The sequence below is a fragment of the Pseudoxanthomonas sp. USHLN014 genome (assembly GCF_037153335.1).
Lineage (GTDB): Bacteria > Pseudomonadota > Gammaproteobacteria > Xanthomonadales > Xanthomonadaceae > Pseudoxanthomonas_A > Pseudoxanthomonas_A winnipegensis.
The window spans coordinates 23,115-42,782 of record NZ_JBBCKO010000013.1 but is presented as its reverse complement, the minus strand read 5'-3'; the positions used below and the strand labels follow the sequence as shown (position 1 = coordinate 42,782).

Annotated in this window: 14 protein-coding genes; 9 read left to right on the top strand and 5 right to left on the bottom strand. The window is 71.1% G+C overall.

Features of this window, described 5'->3' with window-relative positions; genetic code table 11:
- The first annotated feature begins 6 nt into the window (after positions 1-6).
- The 6 genes from WFQ05_RS18625 to WFQ05_RS18600 all read left to right on the top strand — a co-directional run bounded on the left by WFQ05_RS18625 (position 7) and on the right by WFQ05_RS18600 (position 7,208).
- Complete coding sequence (locus tag WFQ05_RS18625; RefSeq protein ID WP_337054885.1) at positions 7-477, top strand: DUF2946 family protein; 471 nt, start codon at positions 7-9, stop codon at positions 475-477.
- Between the two features lie 67 nt (positions 478-544).
- On the top strand, positions 545-2,653 hold the full coding sequence (locus tag WFQ05_RS18620; protein WP_337054884.1) for a TonB-dependent copper receptor: 2,109 nt from the start codon (positions 545-547) through the stop codon (positions 2,651-2,653).
- A gap of 81 nt (positions 2,654-2,734) precedes the next feature.
- A complete protein-coding gene (locus WFQ05_RS18615; RefSeq protein WP_337054883.1) occupies positions 2,735-4,774 on the top strand; it encodes a TonB-dependent receptor in 2,040 nt (679 codons plus the stop codon).
- On the top strand, positions 4,774-6,255 hold the full coding sequence (locus WFQ05_RS18610; protein WP_337054882.1) for a PepSY domain-containing protein: 1,482 nt from the start codon (positions 4,774-4,776) through the stop codon (positions 6,253-6,255). The genes WFQ05_RS18615 and WFQ05_RS18610 overlap by 1 nt, the downstream gene beginning before the upstream one ends.
- Before the next feature lie 75 nt (positions 6,256-6,330).
- Positions 6,331-6,804: a copper chaperone PCu(A)C gene (locus tag WFQ05_RS18605; protein WP_337054880.1), complete on the top strand. Its 474-nt coding sequence runs from the start codon at positions 6,331-6,333 to the stop codon at positions 6,802-6,804.
- 53 nt (positions 6,805-6,857) lie between these two features.
- Complete coding sequence (locus WFQ05_RS18600; RefSeq protein ID WP_130533551.1) at positions 6,858-7,208, top strand: hypothetical protein; 351 nt, start codon at positions 6,858-6,860, stop codon at positions 7,206-7,208.
- Positions 7,209-7,372: 164 nt separating this feature from the next.
- On the opposite strand, the gene WFQ05_RS18595 is transcribed toward WFQ05_RS18600, so the two are convergent.
- The 5 genes from WFQ05_RS18595 to WFQ05_RS18575 all read right to left on the bottom strand — a co-directional run bounded on the left by WFQ05_RS18595 (position 7,373) and on the right by WFQ05_RS18575 (position 15,292).
- Positions 7,373-8,992 (bottom strand): AMP-binding protein, encoded by a 1,620-nt coding sequence (locus WFQ05_RS18595; protein WP_337054879.1) that lies wholly within the window; start codon positions 8,990-8,992, stop codon positions 7,373-7,375.
- 74 nt (positions 8,993-9,066) lie between these two features.
- Positions 9,067-10,458: an APC family permease gene (locus WFQ05_RS18590; protein WP_337054878.1), complete on the bottom strand. Its 1,392-nt coding sequence runs from the start codon at positions 10,456-10,458 to the stop codon at positions 9,067-9,069.
- Between the two features lie 431 nt (positions 10,459-10,889).
- The gene (locus WFQ05_RS18585) at positions 10,890-11,627 is read right to left on the bottom strand and encodes a phosphoadenylyl-sulfate reductase (RefSeq protein WP_130532383.1); all 738 of its coding nucleotides are present in this window, start codon (positions 11,625-11,627) and stop codon (positions 10,890-10,892) included.
- The gene (gene cysI, locus WFQ05_RS18580; RefSeq protein WP_337054877.1) at positions 11,624-13,336 is read right to left on the bottom strand and encodes an assimilatory sulfite reductase (NADPH) hemoprotein subunit; all 1,713 of its coding nucleotides are present in this window, start codon (positions 13,334-13,336) and stop codon (positions 11,624-11,626) included. The genes WFQ05_RS18585 and cysI overlap by 4 nt, the downstream gene beginning before the upstream one ends.
- A 93-nt stretch (positions 13,337-13,429) precedes the next feature.
- A complete protein-coding gene (locus WFQ05_RS18575) occupies positions 13,430-15,292 on the bottom strand; it encodes an assimilatory sulfite reductase (NADPH) flavoprotein subunit (protein WP_337054876.1) in 1,863 nt (620 codons plus the stop codon).
- Positions 15,293-15,483: 191 nt separating this feature from the next.
- Between WFQ05_RS18575 and cysD the strand changes: the two genes are divergently transcribed.
- The 3 genes from cysD to WFQ05_RS18560 all read left to right on the top strand — a co-directional run bounded on the left by cysD (position 15,484) and on the right by WFQ05_RS18560 (position 19,595).
- Positions 15,484-16,395 (top strand): sulfate adenylyltransferase subunit CysD, encoded by a 912-nt coding sequence (cysD, locus tag WFQ05_RS18570; protein WP_337054875.1) that lies wholly within the window; start codon positions 15,484-15,486, stop codon positions 16,393-16,395.
- Entirely contained in the window at positions 16,395-18,380 is a 1,986-nt protein-coding gene (gene cysN, locus WFQ05_RS18565) for a sulfate adenylyltransferase subunit CysN (RefSeq protein ID WP_337054874.1), read from the top strand. Before cysD ends, cysN begins: the two co-directional genes overlap by 1 nt.
- Positions 18,381-18,740: 360 nt before the next feature.
- Complete coding sequence (locus WFQ05_RS18560; RefSeq protein ID WP_337054873.1) at positions 18,741-19,595, top strand: TrmH family RNA methyltransferase; 855 nt, start codon at positions 18,741-18,743, stop codon at positions 19,593-19,595.
- Positions 19,596-19,668: the final 73 nt, after the last annotated feature.

The window sequence follows — 19,668 nt, the reverse complement described above, 5'->3', positions numbered from 1 at the left end:
GCCGCCATGCTGCGCCACCGCCGCTTCCTGGGACTGATGCATCGGCTCGCCCTGCTGGGCGCGCTGCTGATGGTCGTGGCGCCGGTGGTCAGCCGCTGGCTGCAGTGGCACGGCCCGGCCGAGCCGCTGCGCGTCCTGACCGCGCTATGCACCAGCGGCGGCATGCGCCTGGTCGATCTGGGCGCCGCCGCGCCGCAGGCCGCGGGCCACGGCGACCACGCGCCGAACCTGGCGATGGACATGGCCGGCATGGGCCACGCCGCGCCCGACGGCATGCCCGCCGACCACCACGAGGGCATGGCCTGCGACTACTGCCTGCTGGCCGCGCGGCTGCTGCCCTTCGTCCTGATCCTGCTGTTGCTGCCGCTGCTGCAGGCGGCGCCCTCGCTGCTGCCCGAACACCGGGCCACGCCGCGCCAGGCGCTGCCCTGGCCGGCCCACGCCGCACGCGGACCTCCGCACACCCTGGTCGCCTGATCCCACCGATCCGCGCGGGCGCTCGCCTGCGCGGGCGTCGACCCGTGTGCTGTGCTGGAGTGTCCCGATGTCTGTTTTCCGCCCCGCGACGGCCGTGCCGTCGCGCCTGGCATGCGCGCTCGCGTGCGTCCTGTCGTCCCCATGCGTGTTCGCCGCCGATGTCGATCCGGCCGACGACGCCCACACCTTCGCGCCGCTGGTGGTCACCGCCGTGCGGCCGTCCACGCCGCTGACCTGGACCACCGATCCGCGGCTGCCGCGCCAGCCGGTGCCGGCCAGCGATGGCGCCGATTACCTCAAGACCATTCCCGGCTTCACCGCCATCCGCAACGGCGGCACCAATGGCGACCCAGTGCTGCGCGGGATGTTCGGTTCGCGCCTGAACGTGCTGACCAACGACGGCGCCATGCCCGGCGCCTGCCCGGCGCGCATGGACAACCCGCTGAGCTATGTCTCGCCTGAGACCTACGACCGCCTCACCATCGTCAAGGGCCCGCAAACCGTGCTGTGGGGGCCGGGCGCCTCGGCCGGCACGGTGCGCTTCGAGCGCGACACGCCGCATTTCGAACGGCCCACGCTGCAGGCGCAGGGCAGCGCGCTGGGCGGCTCGCGCAGTCGCAACGACCAGAACCTGGCCGTGACCGGCGGCGACACGCACGGCTATGCGCGGGTGACCGCCAGCCGTTCGGAGTCGGACGACTACAAGGACGGCGCCGGCGATGTGGTGCCCTCGAAGTGGCGCAAGTGGAACACCGATGCGGCCATCGGCTGGACGCCCGATCCCGACACGGTGCTGGAGGTCAACGCCGGCGTCGGCGATGGCCTGGCGCGCTATGCCGGGCGCGGCATGGACGGGCGCCAGTTCCGCCGCACCAGCGTTGGCGCACGCTTCGAGCAGACCGGCCTGCCCGGCGCCTGGGAGTCGATCAAGGCCAGCGTCTACGCCAACGATGCCGACCACATCATGGACAACTACAGCCTGCGCGCGCCCAACCCCGACTCGGCCATGCCGATGCCGATGGCGGCCAACGTCGATCGCCGCACCAGCGGCGGTCGGATCGCCTCGGAATGGGCCTGGGACCACGCGGGACTGACGGCCGGCGTGGACTGGCAGGCCAGCCGCCACCGCAGCCGCAATGCGATGGACCGCATGCCGTATGAGCCCTGGCAGCGCGATGCCAATCTGGGCAACCAGGGCGTGTTCTCCGAACTGACCCTGCATCTGGCCAAGACGCAGCGGGTGATCGTCGGCGCGCGCCTGGACCGGGCGTCGGTGAAGGATCTGCGCGCGCAGGCCAGCGGCATGGCGATGGACGATGGCATGGGGTCCGGGATGGGCATGGGCGCTGCGATGCCCAACCCGACCTTCGGCCAGATCCGTCGGCAGACGCTGACCTCGGGCTTCGCCCGCTTCGAGGCCGATGCGGGCGATCTGCCGCTGACCTGGTATGCCGGCCTGGGCCATGTGGAGCGCATGCCCGACTACTGGGAACTGTTCTCCGCCGACCGCGGGCCGGTGGGCGCGGTCAACGCCTTCGCCGCGCTGCGGCCCGAGAAGACCACCCAGCTGGACATCGGCGCGCAGTACAAGAGCGCGCGCGTGGATGCCTGGGTCTCGGCCTATGTGGGCCGCATCGACGACTATCTGCTGTTCACCTACAGCGCGGGCGGGATGATGGGTCTCAGCTCGCAGGTGGGCAACGTCGACGCCGATATCCATGGCGCCGAGGCCGGCCTCGAACTGCGCCCGGCCGACGGCTGGAAGCTCGGCGGCAGCCTGGCCTGGGCCTGGGGTGCGAACCGCAGCGACGGCCGCGCGCTACCGCAGATGCCGCCGCTGGAAGCGCGTGTGACCGCCTCCTGGGAAGGCCGGCGCTGGTCGGCCGGCGCGCTGCTGCGCGCGGTCGCCCGCCAGGACCGGGTCAGCGTGGGCCAGGGCAATGTCGTCGGCCGCGACCTGGGGCCGAGCGCGGGCTTTGCCACCTTCGCGCTCAACGCCGGCTACCGGCTCAGCGATGCCTGGCAGCTCACCGCCGGCGTGGACAACGTGTTCGACCGCGACTACGCCGAGCACCTGAACCTATCCGGCAGCGCGGACTTCGGCTTCCCCGCCGATCCGGTGCGCATCCACGAGCCCGGTCGCACCGCCTGGGTGCGGCTGGGCTTCAAGTACTGAGCAACGCGCGGCCGCCCGTGCGGCGCGCGTCACCGGTGCCGGGCATCGCGCCCGCACCGCATGAATCGAAAGGGATCGAAGATGACGTGTTGTTCTCCACCTCTGACCAGGATCGTCGGCTGGGCGCTGACGGCCTGTGCGTTGTACGTGCCGGTTGCCGTCGCGCAGACCTCCGGCGCCGATGAGCGCGATGCCGTGCTGACCCTGGGCAAGGTCCACGCCCAGGGCGCCAAGCGTGGCGCCTTGCCCGCGCGCAAGGTGCTGAGTTCGGTCGATGTGATCGGCGCCGATCAGGTCCAGGACCAGCACGTGGACAACAGCTGGGAGCTGTTCGCCAAGGTGCCGGGCATGCAGCTGACGCCGTTCCGCATGGGCACCGAGGCGGGCCGGTTCTCCTTCCGCGGGTTCAACGGCGAAGGGCGCATCAACGCGGTCAAGCTGCTGATCGACGGCATTCCCAGCAACGACAACGCCGGGGCCATGCCTTACCTGGACTCGGTGATGTCCGGCGACATCGCCGCCATCGAAGTCGTGCGCGGCACCAACGATGCGCGCTACGGGCTCAACGCCATCGCCGGCGACGTGAACCTGGTCACGCGCGTGGGCGGCGACGAAGGGCATCTGAGCGTCACTGCCGGCAGCTTCGGCACGCGCGAGGTGCAGCTGTCCAAGGGCTTCGAGAGCGGGCCATGGACGCAGAACTACTTCCTGGGCTGGCGCGACTCGGAGGGGTATCGCGACCATGCCAAGGCGATCAAGCGCAACTTCGCCGGCAAGTGGGGCTTCAACGCGCCCGAGGGCGACTGGAGCGCGCTGCTGAGCACGCGCTATTACCACAACCAGGCGCAGGAGCCCGGGTATTTCCCCACCTACCTGCAGGCGCGTGCCGCGCCACGCGATACGGTGGCCTATGCGGCGGCCGACGCCGGCGAGCGGCAGACCACGCAGACCGCGCTGCATCTGGATGGCCTGATCGGCAGCGACTGGACCTGGAGCGGCAAGGCCTACGTCAACCGCTACACCAATGCGCGCTACGTGCGCTTCTCCCAGGCCGGCAGTCAGCAGGAGCGCGACAACGACGAGACCCAGCGCGGCGCCATCGCCACCGCCACCTGGACGCCGAGCCGCGTGCTGGCCGTGGAGACCGGCGTGGACGCGCAGTGGCAGGACAACACCGCGCGGCGCTGGCGCACCGCCGCGCGCCAGCGCCTGGCGCGCACGCGCGACTGGGACTACACGCTGCAGACCCACGGCGCCTACGTACAGGCCGTGCTGCAGCCGCTGGAGGGCCTGCAGCTGGTGCCGGCGTATCGCATCGACCGGGTCGACGGACACCTGGACGATCGCCTCACCGGGCGGCGCTACGACGCCTATGGCTATGGCACGATCCGCCAGCCCAAGCTCAGCGCCTCCTACGCGCTGGGCGCGGCCTGGACCGCCTATGCCAACTGGGGGCGCAGCTTCCAGATCGGCGCCGGCGACGGCGCCTATCGCACCACGGTCCACGACCTGGGGCCGTCCATCAACACCGGCTGGGAGGCGGGCCTGAAGTTCGTGCCGGCCGCGTGGCTGAGCGGACGGGTGGCCTATTGGGAGCAGCGCGCCGACGGCGAGGTGGCCACGGTGCTGGGCGCGACCGGGACCGGCAGCGACGTGGTCAATGTCGGGCGCACCTTCCGCCGCGGCTGGGATGCGCAGGTCAATCTGCAGCCGGACGCGCGCTGGAACGCGTGGCTGGCCTATTCGCGGCAACGCGCGACGGTGGCGCGCGCCGCGCCCGGCGCGCTGCAGACCGAGGGGCGCGACATCGAGAACGTGCCGCACTGGCTGGCCTCGGCCGGCGTCGATTGGCAGGTCAGCGACCGGCTCAGGCTCAGCGGCTGGGGCAACGGCCAGGGCGACTACCACCTCGAGCGCACCAACACGCTCGGGCGCTATGGCGGCTACGCGCTGGCCAACCTCGGTGCCAGCTGGACGCTGGATGCGCGCAACGAGGTCTCGCTGCAGCTGAAGAACCTCACCGATCGCTTCTACGTCTACGCCTGGTACGACAGCGGCGTGTACGGGTTCTCGCCCGGCGACGGGCGCGGGCTGTACGCCAGCTGGAACTGGAGCTTCTGATGGCCGCCGCCGCCGCCGCCGCCGCCGCGCAGGCCTCCGCGACGAATGCCGGCGCGCTGTATCGCGCGATCTGGCGATGGCACTTCTATGCCGGGCTGCTGGTGCTGCCGCTGCTGGCCTGGCTGGCCGTGACCGGGGCCGGCTTCGTTTATCACCGGCCGCTGGATCGGCTGGTGCATCACCAGCTGCTGGTGGTTGCGCCCGCCGCGCCCGGCGAGCGCCCGGCCACGCCGCAGCGCATCGTGCAGGCGGCCCTGGCCGCGCAGCCGGGGCAGGTGTTCCGCTACACCACCCCGGCGGCCGCCGATGCCTCGGCGGAGGTCGGCATCGTGGCCCCGGACGGCGCGCGCCGGGTGGTGTATGTGGATCCGGTGCACGCGCGCGTGCTGGGCAGCCTGGCCGATCGCGGCACGTTTGGCTGGACGCTGCGTCGCCTGCACAGCCTGGACCTGCTCGGCGACTGGGCGCGTGCGCTGGTGGAGCTGGCCGCGGGCTGGGCCATCGTGCTGGTGCTGACCGGTGTCTACCTGTGGTGGCCGCGCGGCACCGTGCGGATCCCCAGCAAGCGCGCGCCCATCCCTCAGCGGGGGCGCACGCTGGGCGGCGTGATCACCGTGCGTGGCAGGCCGTCGCAGCGCCTGTTCTGGCGCGATCTGCATGCGGTGGTCGGCATCGGCGCGGGCGCGGCGGTGCTGTTCCTGGCCATGTCGGGCATGCCCTGGTCATGGCTGTGGGGGGCGCAGGTCAACAAGTTGGTCAACGGCCACAACTTCGGCTATCCCGCCGGCCTGCGTGTGCAGCTGCCGATGTCGCAGGCGCGCGTGGCCGACACGGCCGACCAGGCCTGGTCGCTGCAGCAGGCACGCGTGCCGCAGTCGGCCGCGCACGCGGCCATGGCCGACATGCCCGGCATGGAGCACGCCGGGCATGGGGCGGGCCATGCGAGTGCGGCGCAGCCAGGCGCGATCGGGCTGGATCGCGCCGTGGCGGCGTTCGACGCGCGCGGCATCGGCGCCGGCTACAGCGTGTCGATGCCGCAGGGCGCGCGCGGGGTCTATACCGCCTCGCTCTACAACGGCGTGCTGGACCAGCAGCGCGTGATCCACCTGGACCAGTACAGCGGGCGAACCCTGCTCGACATGCGCTATGCCGACTACGGCCCGGCGGCCAAGGCGCTGGAATGGGGCATCAACGTGCACATGGGCGACGAGTTCGGCAGCACCAACCGGGTGCTGCTGGTGCTGGCCTGCGCCTGCACGCTGGTGCTGTGCATCAGCGCCGCGGTGATGTGGTGGAAGCGGCGTCCGCGCGGCGGGCTGGGTGTGCCGCCGCTGCCGGCGCAGCCGCGGACGCTGAAGGTCGTGGCGGGCATGCTGGCGGTGGGCGGGGTGCTGTTCCCGCTGGTGGGCGTCTCGTGGCTGGTGATGCTCGCCGTGGACCTGGGATGGGTGCAGCCTCGCCAACGGGCGCGGCGCGCATGAGATAACAGCCGGCGGCGGCCGGCGCGTTGGCAACGGGCAAGACGTCGTTCAACCTTGAAGGAGAGGGCAAGGCTTATGGGCAAGATCATCATCACCGCGGCAATGCTGCTGCTGTCCGCGCTGGCGCAGGCGGCCACGGCGGGCTCAGGCATCCAGGTGCGCGCGGCCTGGACGCGCGCCACCCCGCCGCAGGCGCCCAGCGCGGCGGGCTATCTGACCCTGGTCAACAGCGGGGCGCAGGCCGACCGGCTGGTGTCGGTGAGCTCGCCGGCGGCGACGCGGGTGGAGCTCCACGAGAGCCGCATGGACGGCGGCGTGATGCGCATGCGCCGTCTCGAGGGGCTGGACGTGCCGGCCGGTGCGACGGTGGCGCTGGCGCCCTCGGGCGCGCACCTGATGCTGATCGGGCCCAGGCAGCCGCTGGTCGCCGGCCAGACGATCGAGCTGGTCCTGCGCTTCGCCCACGCGCCCCCGCAGACGGTCAGGTTGCAGGTGCGCCCGATCGACGCGGCGGGGCCTGCGGACGACATGCACGGCATGCACATGTGAGCGGGTAGATTGCGGCGGCAGCGCCGCTGGCGGCGCACGGACAGGGGGCGGGGATGAGGCGGTTTTCGCGGATGGTGGCGCGGCTGTACGCACCGGCGCCGGTGCTGGTGGCCGCCGGCTGGGTGCTGTCGTTCGTGGTCGAACACCAGGAGGCGCTGATCGGCGCCGCCGCGGCGCGACGGGTCGGCTCGCTGCTGGCCCTCACCGGTGTCGCGCTCGGGCTGGTGTGGGCGTCGCTGGCCAGCTGGCGCCTGTACCTGTGGCTGCGCGGGATGGAGCAGGGGCGCTGCCCCTGCGGCGGGCTGCTCTCGCGGCCGCGCCACAAGCACGGCCAGCACTATCGCAAGTGCCTGGCCTGCGGCGAGAAGGTGCCGTTGACGCCGGTGCCGGTGGTGGGGGATTAGGGATTCGGGATTCGGGATTGTTGCGAGGTTTGCGGACGGATGGGGCGCTGTGTTGTCGCGGGGGTGTAGGGCCACGTCTGCATTTGGTTGTGCGCGTTGACGTCCATGGGTTCCCGCGTTCGCGGGAACGACGGTAGAGGGGGCGTCGGGCGTTTGAGGGCGGCTTAGGCCGCTGGTGCCGTTTCGGCTTCGGCGCGGGCTTGGTTGCGCAGCAGGAAGCGCTGGATCTTGCCGCTGGGCGTCTTGGGCAGCTCGTCGACGAAGGCGATCTCGCGCGGGTAGGCGTGGGCCGACAGCCGGGTCTTGACGTGCTGGGCCAGCGCGGCCGCCAGCGCCTCGTCGCCGGCCACGCCGGGGCGCAGCACCACATAGGCCTTGACCCGTTCGAACCGCTCCGGATCCGGCTTGCCGACCGCGGCGGCCTCGACCACGTCGGGATGTTCGAGCAGGCAGCTCTCCACGTCGAACGGACCGATGCGATAGCCGCTGGAGGTGATCACATCGTCGCTGCGGCCGACGAAGGCGATGGACCCATCGGCGTTGCGCTCGACCGTATCTCCGGTGAGGTACCAGCCATCCTTGAACGGCTGCGTTTCGGTGTTCTCGTAGCCGCGGAAGAACAGCGCGGGCGAATCGTCGACATGCACGGCCAGCATCCCCGGCACGCCGACCGGCTGCGGCTGGCCGTCGTCGCTCAGCACGTCCAGCCGATATCCCGGCAGGGGAAAGCCGGCGCTGCCCGGCTGCACCGGATGGGCCAGCGCGTGGTGGTTGCACAGGGTCATGCCGGTCTCGGTCTGGCCGTAATGGTCGTGGATGACCGTGCCCAGCGCCTGGTCGAACCAGCGGATCACCTCGGGGTTGAGCGGCTCGCCGGCGCTGCTGACCACGCGCAGCCGGCCCTTGACCGGCGCGGCCGCGGCGTCGCCGGCGGCCATCAGCATGCGGTAGGCGGTGGGCGCCCCCATCAGATTGGTCACGCCCAGCTCGGCGATGGTGCGGTAACAGCTGTCCACGGTGAACGGGCCTTCGTGGAAGGTCACCGAATGCCCGAGCGCCAGCGGCCCGGCGATGCCGTAGTACAGCCCGTAGGCCCAGCCCGGGTCGGCGATGTTCCACAGCACATCGTCCGGCCGCAGGTCCACCGCGTCGCGCATGTAGGTGGCGATGGCATCGAGCGCGTGCAGCGGCACGCGCAGCGCCTTGGCCGCCCCGGTGGTGCCGGAGGTGAACATGATCATGCACGGGTCCTCGCGCCGCCGCGGCACGGGGTCGAAGGCCTGCGGCTGGCCTTCCAGCGCGGCCCAGAAGTCCTCGCCATCGTCGCTGCCCAGGGTCAGGATCGGCGGCGCGGCGGCGACCTCGTCCAGCTTGGGGCGCTGCTCGGCCGAGCACACCACCAGCGCCGCGCCGCTGGCCGCCAGCCGGTGTTCCAGCGCCTTGGGGCCGAAGGCGGTGAACAGCGGCTGGTACACCGCGCCCGCGCGCCAGGTGCCCAGTACCACGACCAGCAGCTCCAGCCGCCGCGGCAGCAGCCCGGCCACCACCGCGCCCGGCCCGATTCCGCGTGCGCGCAGGAGCTGGGCGAACTGGGCCGACCAGGTGTCGAGCTGTTCGAAGGTGTAGCGCCGCACCACGCGCTGGGTGTCGATCCAGCACAGCGCCTCGCGCTGCGCGCCCAGGTGCGCGCCGATGCAGGTCTGCCAGGCGTTGCGCGGCCCGGGCGCCGGCACGAAGTCGAGCGTGCGGACGTGTTCGAAGTAATCGCGGATCGGGCGGTCCATGCGGTACGTCATGTGATGCGTTGGGGACCCACTCTAGCGCGTCGGTCCCGGCCACGACGCTGCGCCGCAGCGCTTCAAGGCGCCGGCGGCGAGGCCTGGTCCAGGGCCAGCTGCAGCGAACGCCCGCGCCGGCGCAGCACCAGCGCCACCACCGCGCCGGCCGCCAGCCAGGCCAGGCCGCCGATCTGCGCCAGGCGATCGGCGTTGTAGAGCACGTACAGCAGGATCAGCCCGCCCACCAGCGGCACCACCCCATGCATCAGCCAGCGCCCGGAGCGGCGGAAATGCCAGGCCACCGCCACGTGCAGCAGCGCGAAGGCCGTCAGCGCGCCGAAGTTGCACACCGTGGCCAGCAGCGCGATCTTGCCCAGGAACAGCAGCCCCAGCACCAGGCTCAGACCCGCCACCAGCAGGATCGCCCGGCGCGGCACGCCGCTGCCTGCATGCACCTTGCGCAGGAAGCGCGGCAGCTGGCCGTCGCGCGCCATCGCGAACAGCAGCCGCGAGGTCGCCGCCTGCGAGACCAGCGCGTTGGCCAGCGCCGCGCCGACCGCCACGGTCAGTGCGATCACGATCTGCATCCACGGCCCGGCCACGCGCCGGCCGACCTCGAAGAAGGCGTTGTTGGAGGCCGCCTCGTCGGGGAAGCGGCGCAGCTCGGGCAGCAGCAGCGCCGCCAGCCAGGTCTGCAGCACGAACAGCGCCGCCACCAGTGCCAATGACACTACGGTCGCGCGACCGACCGCGCGTGCGCCGCCGCGGCTCTCCTCGGTCAGAGTGGAGATCGCATCGAAGCCGAGGAAGGACAGCACCGCCATCGACAGCGCGCCGAACAGCATCGGCAGCGAGAAGGCGGTCGGGTCGTACAGCGGGCGCAGGCTCCAGTGCGCCCCGTAGGCGCCACGCTGGATCGCCAGCGCCGCCAGCACGGCGAACACCGCCAGCACCACCAGCTGCACGCCCAGGAACACCAGGTTGGCGCGCGCGGTGGTCTCCACGCCGCGCAGATTCACCGCCGTGTTGAGCACGACGAAGAACACGATCCACGCATGTTGCGGGATGCCCGGCCACACGCTGGCCATGGCGTTGGCGCCGATCACGTAGAGCAGGGTGGGGATGAGCAGGTAGTCCAGCAGGATCGCCCAGCCGGCCAGGAAGCCGACGCTCTCGTGCAGGCCGCGGCCCACGTAGGCGTAGACCGATCCGGCGACCGGGAAGGCCTGCGCCATCTGCTGGTAGCTCAGCGCGGTGAACAGCATCGCGCCGAAGCCCACCAGGTACACCAGCGGCACCATGCCGTGGCTGACGTCGAACACCCCGCCGAAGATGGCGAACGGCGCGGTCGGCACCATGCACACCAGGCCATAGACCAGCAGATCGCCCAGGCCGAGCCTGCGGCGCAGCTCGGGTCGGTAGCCCAGGCGGGCCAGTTCCTGGTCGGGGGAATCGGAGGCAGCGTCGGTCATGGCGGGCGGGAGGCGTTGGGCGCGGGGGCGTGGCGGGGCCAGCCTCCCTCCGGGGCCGGTGCGACAGTTCTAGCGCATCGCCCCGGTCCAAGGCCAGTGGCAAAGCAGCGCCCGCAGGATGCGGCCCCACCTGTAGAGCGGAGCTTGCTCCGCTGGGGCCTTCCCCAAGAACCGAACGAAGAGCAGCGGAGTCCCCAAGAGGGGATTGCCACAAGCTCCGCTCTACAGGCAGGCCGCTGAGATTTGAGGAGACGATTGTTCTCCGCGCGCTCTGCCCCTCCCCTTTCGCGCAGCGAAGGGGGAGGTTGGGAGGGGGTGCTTTTGCTTCTGACGTTGCCGCGAAGAACAACCCCTCCCCCTCAGTCGCTAGCCGCGACTTCGAGCTCCCCTTGGCCTGCGGCCAAAGGGAAGAGGGCAGAAGCGCACAGCGCTCAGATGTCCTCGTGGATCCCGCACTCGCGCTTGAGGCCGAAGAAGCGGGTGTCTTCCTCGCGCATGCCCGGCTCCCAGCGGCGGGTGGTGTGGAAGTCGCCGATGGACACGTAGCCCTCTTCCCACAGCGGGTGATAGGGCAGGTCGTGCTGTTTCATGTACTGCCACACGTCGCGGTCGGTCCAGTCGGCGATCGGGCTGACCTTCCAGCGCTCACCGCGCAGCTGCACGATCGGCGTGGCGGCGCGGCTGGTGGACTGCTGGCGGCGCAGGCCGGTGAACCAGGTGCCCACGTCCAGCTCGTCCAGCGCCCGGCGCATCGGTTCGACCTTGCGCAGATTGTTGTACTGCTCGATGCCGACCACGCCCTGTTCCCACAGGCGGCCGTGGCGCGCCTCCATCCAGGCACGGCTGACCAGCGGGCGGAATATCTGGATGTTGAGCTTGAGCCGCTCGATCAGCGCATCGGCGAAGCGATAGGTCTCCGGAAACAGATAGCCGGTGTCCACCAGGATCACCGGGATGTCCGGCTGCTGCTGGGTCAGCAGGTGCAGGGCCACGGCCGACTGCGCGCCGAAGCTGGAGGACAGGGCCGCCTGCGCCGGGCCATGCGCCAGCGCCCAGGCCACGCGCGCCGGCGCGTCCATCGCCTCGAGCGCGGCGTTGGCCGCGTCCAGGTCGATGGTGGACGGACGGGCGTCCAGATGCGGATCATCGTTGGCGGGCAGGGCGGTCATGCGTGCAGCTCCACGGGAATGGCACGATGGGTGGGATAGGGCGGCAGGTCGATCTCACCGGCGCGGTGCAGGAAGTCGCCGAAGCCTTCGGCGTCGTCGCGTTCGGCGGCATAGCGGCCGAACAAGGGGTCGAGCGCGCCGAGGATCTCCTCCTCGGTGATGTTCTCGCGGTACAGCGTGTTGAGCCGCTGGCCGCGGTGGTCGCCGCCCAGCATCAGGTTGTAGCGGCCCGGCGCCTTGCCGACCAGGGCGATCTCGGCCAGGTACGGCCGCGAGCAGCCGTTGGGGCAGCCGGAGATGCGCAGCACGATCGGCGCCTGGGCCAGGCCGTGCTTCTCGAGCAGCGGCTGCAGCTTGCCGGTGAAGTCGGGCAGATAGCGCTCGGCCTCGGCCATGGCCAGGCCGCAGGTGGGCAGGGCGACACAGGCCATGGCCTTGCGCGCCAGCGCGGTCGGCAGCGCGTTGCCGGCATCCAGGCCATGGGCCGACACCAGCGCATCGACGGTGGCCTTCAGCGCGTCGTCGAGGTTGGAGATGACCAGGTTCTGGTTGGAGGTCATGCGGAACTCGCCCAGGCCCGCCTCCTGCAGCCGCAGCGCGATCTCGCGCAGCCCGGTGAGCTGGGTGGCGGTGCCGACATCGGCGATGCGCCCGGCGCCCAGCGACAGGGTCAGATGCCAGCGGCCGTCGCTGCCCTGCGTCCAGCCGTAGCGGTCGCCGTTGTGCTCGAACGCGAACGGTCGCGCCGGCGCGAAGGCGATCCCGGCGCGCTGCTCGATCTGCGCCTTGATGAAGTCCAACCCGTGGTCGTCGATGGTGTACTTGAAGCGCGCGCGCTTGCGCACCGCGCGGTTGCCGTAGTCACGCTGGGTGGTGACCACGGCGGTGGCCACGTCGAGCAGCCGCTCGCGCGGGATGTAGCCGGCCACGTCGGCCACGCGCGGCCAGGTCTGCGCATCGCCATGGGTCGCGCCCATGCCGCCGCCCAGACTGACGTTGTAGCCGACGATCCGGCCGGCTTCATCGGTCACACCGATGAAGCCAAGATCGTTGGCGAACACGTCCACATCGTTGATCGGCGGCAGCGCGAACCCGATCTTGAACTTGCGCGGCAGGTACTTGTCGCCGTAGATCGGCTCTTCTTCCTCGCCGGCGCCGGCCACCTTCTCCTCGTCCAGCCAGATCTCGTAGTAGGCGCGGGTGTTGGGCAGCAGGTGCTCGGAGGTCGCCGCGGCATCGGCGTAGAGCGTGGCATGCGCCTCGGACAGCAGCGGGTTGGCCGCGACCTGCACGTTGCGGTTGACGTCGCCGCAGGCGGCCAGCGTGTCGATCAGCGCGGCGTTGATGGCCTGCATTGTGGCCTTCAGCTCGCGCTTGATGACGCCATGGAACTGGAAGGCCTGGCGCGTGGTCACGCGCAGCGAGTGGTTGCCGTAGCGGGTGGCGATGGCATCCAGCTGCAGCCATTGCGCGGGCGTGACCACGCCGCCGGGCGTGCGCGTGCGGATCATGAACTGGTAGGCCGGCTCGAGCTTCTGCCGCCGGCGCTCGTCGCGCAGGTCGCGGTCGTCCTGCTGGTAGCTGCCGTGGTACTTGATCAGCGTCTGGTCGTCCTCGCGCAGCGCGCCGGTGACCGGGTCGGCCAGGCTCTCGAGCAGGCTGCCGCGCAGGCGGCGGCTCTCAGCCTTGATGTCTTCTACTGAATGCATGGGGATTGGGGATTCGGGATTGGGGATCGGCAAAGGCAAGGGCGAGCGGGCCGCGGACATCGCATCCCCAATCCCGAATACCCAATCCCCGTCCTAATAGACATCGCGTGCATACCGCCCCTCCGTCTGCAGCGTGGTGAGGTAGTCGTGCGCGGCATCGGCGTCCAGGGCGCCGTGTTCGGCGACGATGTCGGTCAGGGCGGCGTGCACGTCCTTGCCCATGGCGATCGAACCACACACGTAGAAGTGCGCGCCGGACTGCAGCCAGTCGAAGACCTCGCGGCCGCGCTCGCGCAGCCGGTGCTGCACGTACAGCTTGTCGGCCTGGTCGCGCGAGAACGCCAGGTCCAGCCGGTCCAGCTCGCCGCGCTTGAGCGCGTCCTGCCATTCGCTCTGGTAGAGGAAACCGCTGTTGAAGTGCTGCGCGCCGAAGAACAGCCAGTTGCGGCCGCTCGTACCGGTCTCGGCCCGCTCCTGGACGAAGGCGCGGAACGGCGCCACGCCGGTGCCGGGGCCGACCATGAGGATGTCGCGCGCACCGTCGGCCGGCACGCGGAAGCGGTCGTTGGCTTCGATGTAGACCGGCGCGCGGTCGCCCTCGGCCAGCCCGGCCAGGAAGCCACTGGCCGAGCCGCTGTGCGCGTGGCCGTGCGCGTGGTAGCCCAGCACGTCCACGGTCAGGTGGACCTCCTCGCCCACGCGCTTGCGGCTGGAGGCGATGGAATACAGGCGCGGCGCCAGCGGCCGCAGCGCGGCCAGCAGCTCGCCCACGTTCCAGTCCACCGGCCAGCGGCGCAGCACGTCGATCACCTGGTGGCTGGAGAGCAGGGCGGAGAGGTCGGCGTTGCCGGGGGCGAGCAGGTCTTCCAGCTCGCGCGCGCCGGCCAGGCGCGCGTGCGCGGCCAGGAACGGACGCGAGAGCTTGCTCAGCTCACGATGTCCGGCCAGCCACTCGCGCACGCTGCGCTGGGTGCCATCGACATGGTGGGCAGCGTCGCCGTCCAGCTTGAGCGCCGCCAGCAGCGGCTCGACCAGCGCGTCGGGATTGCGGTGGACGATGCCCAGCGCATCGCCAGGCTCGTAGCTCAGGCCGCTGCCTTCCAGCGACAGCTCGATGTGGCGCACTTGCTTGTCCGGCGCGCCGTGGCGGCCGAAGGCCGGGCCCTTGAAGTCGCGGCCGGCGATGGGCTGGTTGGCCAGCACCTCGGCCTGGAAAGGCGCGCTGTGGGAGACCGCCTGCGTCGCCGGCGCCGGGCGCAGCGGGGTGACCTTGGCGCTGGGCGCAGCCGGGGCGCTCTTGAGGACCTTGCGGGCCTGCTCCAGGGCCTGCTCGCGCCAGGGCTGGGCGACGGTGTCGATGTCCAGGTCGGCCTCGCCGGCCGGCAGCAGGCGGGTGGCGCCCAGCTCGGCCAGGCGCGCGTCCAGGCGCCGGGAGATGCCGCAGAAGTCGGCATAGCTCGAGTCGCCCAGGCCGAGCACGGCGAACTTCAGCTCCGGCAGCTTGGGCGCGCGGCGGCCGAGCAGGAATTCGCTGAATCCGATCGCATCGTCCGGCGGGTCGCCCTCGCCCTGGGTGCTGATCACCAGGTAGAGCAGGCGCTCGCCGGCCAGTTCGCGGGTGGCATAGGCGTCGGTGCGCACCAGGCGCACGGCCAGGCCCGCGCCCTCCAGCGTGGCGGCCAGGGCCTCGGCGGCGCGCTTGGCATTGCCGGTCTGGCTGCCGTACAGCACGGTGGCGCGTTCGCCGGAGCCCGCGCTGGGCGCCGCCGCGCCGGCGGCCGTGCCCTGCAGCAGGGCCAGGTGCGGCGCCGGGTGCGCGGCCTCGGCCAGGCCGGCGGTGAAGCCGGACAGCCACCACAGCGAGGCGCTGTCCAGGCCCTCGACCACCCGTGCCAGCAGCGCCTTGCGGTCGTCGGGCAAGGGGCCGGCAGCCAGCGCGGGGGGTACAGCGGACATCGCGATTCCGTAGAGCGGCGTGTGGGAGCGTCGATGCTAGGCGCCGCTGTCACATGGCTGAAAGGATGCAGGGTTATGGGCTTATGCTCCGTGCTTATTTCGTCCGGGAATAAGCGGTGCCAATACTGCCGCCCCACCGTCCGCGCCCGGTCCCCGCTGCGTCCGGGCCCCGTTCCTCTCCACCCGAGCCGATGAGCGCTGTGCCGACCCTGTCCCATCTCGACCGCCTGGAGGCCGAGAGCATCCACATCCTGCGCGAGGTGGCCGCCGCGTTCCGCAATCCGGTGATGCTGTATTCGGTCGGCAAGGATTCCTCGGTGCTGCTGCACCTGCTGCTCAAGGCCTTCGCCCCGGCGGTGCCGCCGATCCCGCTGCTGCACGTGGACACGCGCTGGAAGTTCCGCGAGATGATCGCCTTCCGCGACCGCCGCGCCGCCGAGACCGGCGTCGAGCTGCGCGTGCACATCAACCCGGATGGCGTTGCGCAGAACGTCGGTCCGTTCAGCCACGGCGCCACGGTCCATACTGACATCATGAAGACCCAGGGCCTGAAGCAGGCGCTGGACCATTACAAGTTCGACGCGGCCATCGGCGGCGCGCGGCGCGACGAGGAGAAGGCGCGCGCCAAGGAACGCGTGTTCTCCTTCCGCAACGACAAGCACCGCTGGGATCCCAAGCACCAGCGCCCCGAGCTGTGGAACCTCTACAACGCCCGCATCCATCCCGGCGAGAGCGTGCGCGCCTTTCCCCTGAGCAACTGGACCGAGCTGGACATCTGGCTCTACATCTACCGCGAGCGCATCCCGGTGGTGCCGCTGTACTTCGCCGCCGAGCGCCCGGTCGTTGAACGCGACGGGGCGCTGATCATGGTCGACGACGAACGCCTGCCGCTGCGCGAGGGCGAAGTGCCGCAGCTGAAGTCGGTGCGCTTCCGCACGCTGGGCTGCTACCCGCTGACCGGCGCCATCGAGTCGCAGGCCGACACCCTGGAGAAGATCATCGCCGAGATGCTGGTGGCCACCAGCTCCGAGCGCCAGGGTCGCGTGATCGACCAGGATCCGGGCGCGTCGATGGAGCAGAAGAAGCTGGAAGGATATTTCTGATGGAAGGCAGGGATTCGGGATTGGGGATTGGGGATTCGCAGAAGCGCGGCCTGCTGGCGGATGCGGCAGCGGGAGGCGCCGCTGTTGCCAATCCCGAATCCCCAATCCCCAATCCCGACGGCGCAGCCGTCAAAGCCTACCTGCAGCAGCACGAATCCAAGCCGCTGCTGCGCTTCATCACCTGCGGCAGCGTGGACGATGGCAAGAGCACGCTGATCGGACGGCTGCTGCACGACAGCAAGCGGCTGTTCGACGATCAGCTGGCCGCGTTGGAAAGCGACAGCCGCCGCCACGGCACGCAGGGCGCGCGCATCGACTACGCCTTGCTGCTCGACGGTCTGGCCGCCGAGCGCGAGCAGGGCATCACCATCGACGTGGCCTACCGCTACTTCGACACCGAGCGGCGCAAGTACATCGTGGCCGACTGCCCGGGCCATGCGCAGTACACGCGCAACATGGCCACCGGCGCCTCCACCGCCGACGTGGCCGTGGTGCTGGTCGATGCGCGCAAGGGCCTGCAGACCCAGACGCGCCGGCACAGCTACATCGTCTCGCTGCTGGGCCTGCGGCACGTGGTGCTGGCGGTGAACAAGATGGATCTGGTGGACTTCGACCAGGCCGTGTTCGACGCCATCGTGCGCGACTACCGCGCGCTGGCCGCGCAGCTCGGCATCGCGCAGGTGCAGGCGATTCCGCTCTCGGCGCTGGAGGGCGACAACCTGTCCAGCCGTTCCTCGCGCACGCCGTGGTACGCAGGTCCCAGCCTGCTGGAACACCTGGACACGCTGACGCTGGACGACGCGACGGAGGCGCTCGGCCTGCGCCTGCCGGTGCAGTACGTCAACCGACCGAACGCGAACTTCCGCGGCTTCGCCGGCACCGTCGCCGCCGGCGAGGTGCGTCCGGGCGATGCGGTGGTGGTACTGCCCTCGGCGCGCCGTTCGACCGTGGCCAGGGTGCTGGATGCCAACGGCGATGTGGCGTTCGCCCGCGCCGGCCAGGCGGTCACCCTAACCCTGGCCGACGAGATCGACATCAGCCGCGGCGATGTGATCGCCGCCGCCGGCGATCCGCCGGAGGTGTCCGACCAGTTCGCCGCGCACCTGCTGTGGATGGACGATGCGCCGCTGCTGCCGGGCCGCCCCTACTGGCTGCAGATCGGGGCGCGCACCGTGCCGGCCAGCGTCAGCGAGATCAAGCACCGCATCGACGTGAACACCCAGGAAGCGCTGGCCGCCAAGCGTCTGGAACTCAACGAAGTCGGCGTGTGCAACCTGTCGCTGGACGCGCCGATCGCCTTCGAGCCGTATGCGCGCAACCGCGCGCTGGGCGGCTTCATCCTGATCGACCGCCAGACCAATGCCACCGTCGGCGCGGGCACGCTGGACTTCGCCCTGCGCCGCGCCGGCAACGTGCACTGGCAGCATCTGGACGTGGACAAGGCCGCGCGGGCGCGGATCAAGGGCCAGACCCCGCGCGTGCTGTGGTTCACCGGCCTGTCCGGCGCCGGTAAGTCCACCATCGCCAACCGCGTCGAGAAGCGGCTGCACGCCTCGGGCCACCACACCTTCCTGCTCGACGGCGACAACGTGCGCCATGGCCTGAATCGCGACCTGGGCTTCACCGACGAGGACCGCGTGGAGAACATCCGGCGCGTGGCCGAGGTCGCGCGGCTGATGGCCGACGCCGGACTGATCGTGCTGGTGAGCTTCATCTCCCCGTTCCGCGCCGAGCGGCGCATGGCGCGCGAACGCTTCGCGCCGGGCGAGTTCGTCGAGGTCTTCGTCGATGTGCCGCTGGCCGTGGCCGAGGCGCGCGACGTCAAGGGCCTGTACGCCAAGGCGCGCGCCGGCAAGATCCCCAACTTCACCGGCATCGACTCGCCCTACGAGGCCCCCGAGGCACCGGAGCTTCACCTGCACGCCGCCGCGGAATCCACCGACCAGATGGCCGAGCGCGTCCTGGCCCACCTCGGCCTCGCCTGACTGGACTGCCCTGTGGGCGTGGGAGCCACTGTCTCCCATCTCAAGTCGCGGCCTCCCTGTAGAGCGGAGCTTGCTCCGCTGCTCTCCGTTCGGTTCGTGGGGAAGGCTTAAGCGGAGCAAGCTCCGCTGCTCTTCGTTCGATTCGTGGGAAGACCCCAGCGGAGCAAGCTCCGCTCTACAGGTGGTGCCACGCCGACCCGTGCACGCGCATCGACCGACCCTCCCATCGGCCGCCGCTCCGCTGTGCGAAGCGGCCTGTGCCGACGCTTCGGGTAAGGTACGCATCCAGTTGCCCTCACCGCCGCGCGCCGGCGGACGTCCCATGAAGTCTTTCCTCTCCGCTTTCCCGCTGGTGCACGCATGACCGGCCCCTGGCAGAAGCTCCCCCCGCGCCGTCCGCCGGTCGCCCGCAAGGCGCCCGACGGCGAACGCGCGCCGCCCGAGGGGCCGCAGGCGCCCGCACGTCCCGTCCGGCGCGGCGAGGAAGTGCGCCTGTACGGTCTCAACGCGGTGCGCGCGCTGTTCGACGCGCGGCCCGAGGCGCTGCGCAAGCTCTACCTCACCCAGACGCGCGTGCCGGCGCTCAAGCCGATCCTGGCCTGGTGCGTGGCCAACCGCGTGGGCTATCGCGTGGTCGAAGAGGGCGACCTGGACCGGCTCGCCGCCAGCAGCCACCACGAAGGCGTCGTGGCCGACGTGCTGCGGCGCGCGCCGCTGTCGCTTGACGCCTGGCTCGAGGCGCTGCCGGTTGGCCCGGCGCTGGCGCTGTGGCTGGACGGGGTGGGCAATCCGCACAACTTCGGCGCGATCCTGCGGTCGGCCGCGCACTTCGGCGTGGCCGGCGTGCTGCTGCCGCAGGATTCGCCGCTGGCGCTGTCCGGCGCCGCCGCACGCGTGGCCGAAGGCGGTGCCGAAGCGGTGACCCTGGTGCAGGCCGGTGCCCCCGCGGACGCGTTCGCACCGCTGCGCGCCGCCGGCTTTGGCCTGGCCGCCACGCTGGTGCACGGCGGTGACGACCTTTTCGCCGCGCGGCTGCCGCAGCGGCTGGTCTATGTGATGGGCGCCGAAGGCGAGGGCATGGACCGCGGCCTGGCCAAGGCCTGCGACCTGGCCCTGTCCATCCCCGGCACCGGCCGCGTGGAGAGCCTCAACGTCGCCGCCGCCACCGCCGTGCTGCTGGCGCAATGGGCGAGCGGGCGCGCGCGAGGCGGTTGAGACGCGGGCGGGCAGGCGGTCGTAGGGCGTATGCCGTCAGGCGTGTTTAGTGTTGATCGACTTCGATGATGCT

Excerpts from the sequence above, each read along its gene's own strand:
- WFQ05_RS18625 (WP_337054885.1), top strand. The coding sequence starts at position 7 with ATGCTGCGCCACCGCCGCTTCCTGGGACTGATGCATCGGCTCGCCCTG.
- WFQ05_RS18620 (WP_337054884.1), top strand. The coding sequence starts at position 545 with ATGTCTGTTTTCCGCCCCGCGACGGCCGTGCCGTCGCGCCTGGCATGC.
- WFQ05_RS18615 (WP_337054883.1), top strand. The coding sequence starts at position 2,735 with ATGACGTGTTGTTCTCCACCTCTGACCAGGATCGTCGGCTGGGCGCTG.
- WFQ05_RS18610 (WP_337054882.1), top strand. The coding sequence starts at position 4,774 with ATGGCCGCCGCCGCCGCCGCCGCCGCCGCGCAGGCCTCCGCGACGAAT.
- WFQ05_RS18605 (WP_337054880.1), top strand. The coding sequence starts at position 6,331 with ATGGGCAAGATCATCATCACCGCGGCAATGCTGCTGCTGTCCGCGCTG.
- WFQ05_RS18600 (WP_130533551.1), top strand. The coding sequence starts at position 6,858 with ATGAGGCGGTTTTCGCGGATGGTGGCGCGGCTGTACGCACCGGCGCCG.
- WFQ05_RS18595 (WP_337054879.1), bottom strand. The coding sequence starts at position 8,992 with ATGGACCGCCCGATCCGCGATTACTTCGAACACGTCCGCACGCTCGAC.
- WFQ05_RS18590 (WP_337054878.1), bottom strand. The coding sequence starts at position 10,458 with ATGACCGACGCTGCCTCCGATTCCCCCGACCAGGAACTGGCCCGCCTG.
- WFQ05_RS18585 (WP_130532383.1), bottom strand. The coding sequence starts at position 11,627 with ATGACCGCCCTGCCCGCCAACGATGATCCGCATCTGGACGCCCGTCCG.
- cysI (WP_337054877.1), bottom strand. The coding sequence starts at position 13,336 with ATGCATTCAGTAGAAGACATCAAGGCTGAGAGCCGCCGCCTGCGCGGC.
- WFQ05_RS18575 (WP_337054876.1), bottom strand. The coding sequence starts at position 15,292 with ATGTCCGCTGTACCCCCCGCGCTGGCTGCCGGCCCCTTGCCCGACGAC.
- cysD (WP_337054875.1), top strand. The coding sequence starts at position 15,484 with ATGAGCGCTGTGCCGACCCTGTCCCATCTCGACCGCCTGGAGGCCGAG.
- cysN (WP_337054874.1), top strand. The coding sequence starts at position 16,395 with ATGGAAGGCAGGGATTCGGGATTGGGGATTGGGGATTCGCAGAAGCGC.
- WFQ05_RS18560 (WP_337054873.1), top strand. The coding sequence starts at position 18,741 with ATGACCGGCCCCTGGCAGAAGCTCCCCCCGCGCCGTCCGCCGGTCGCC.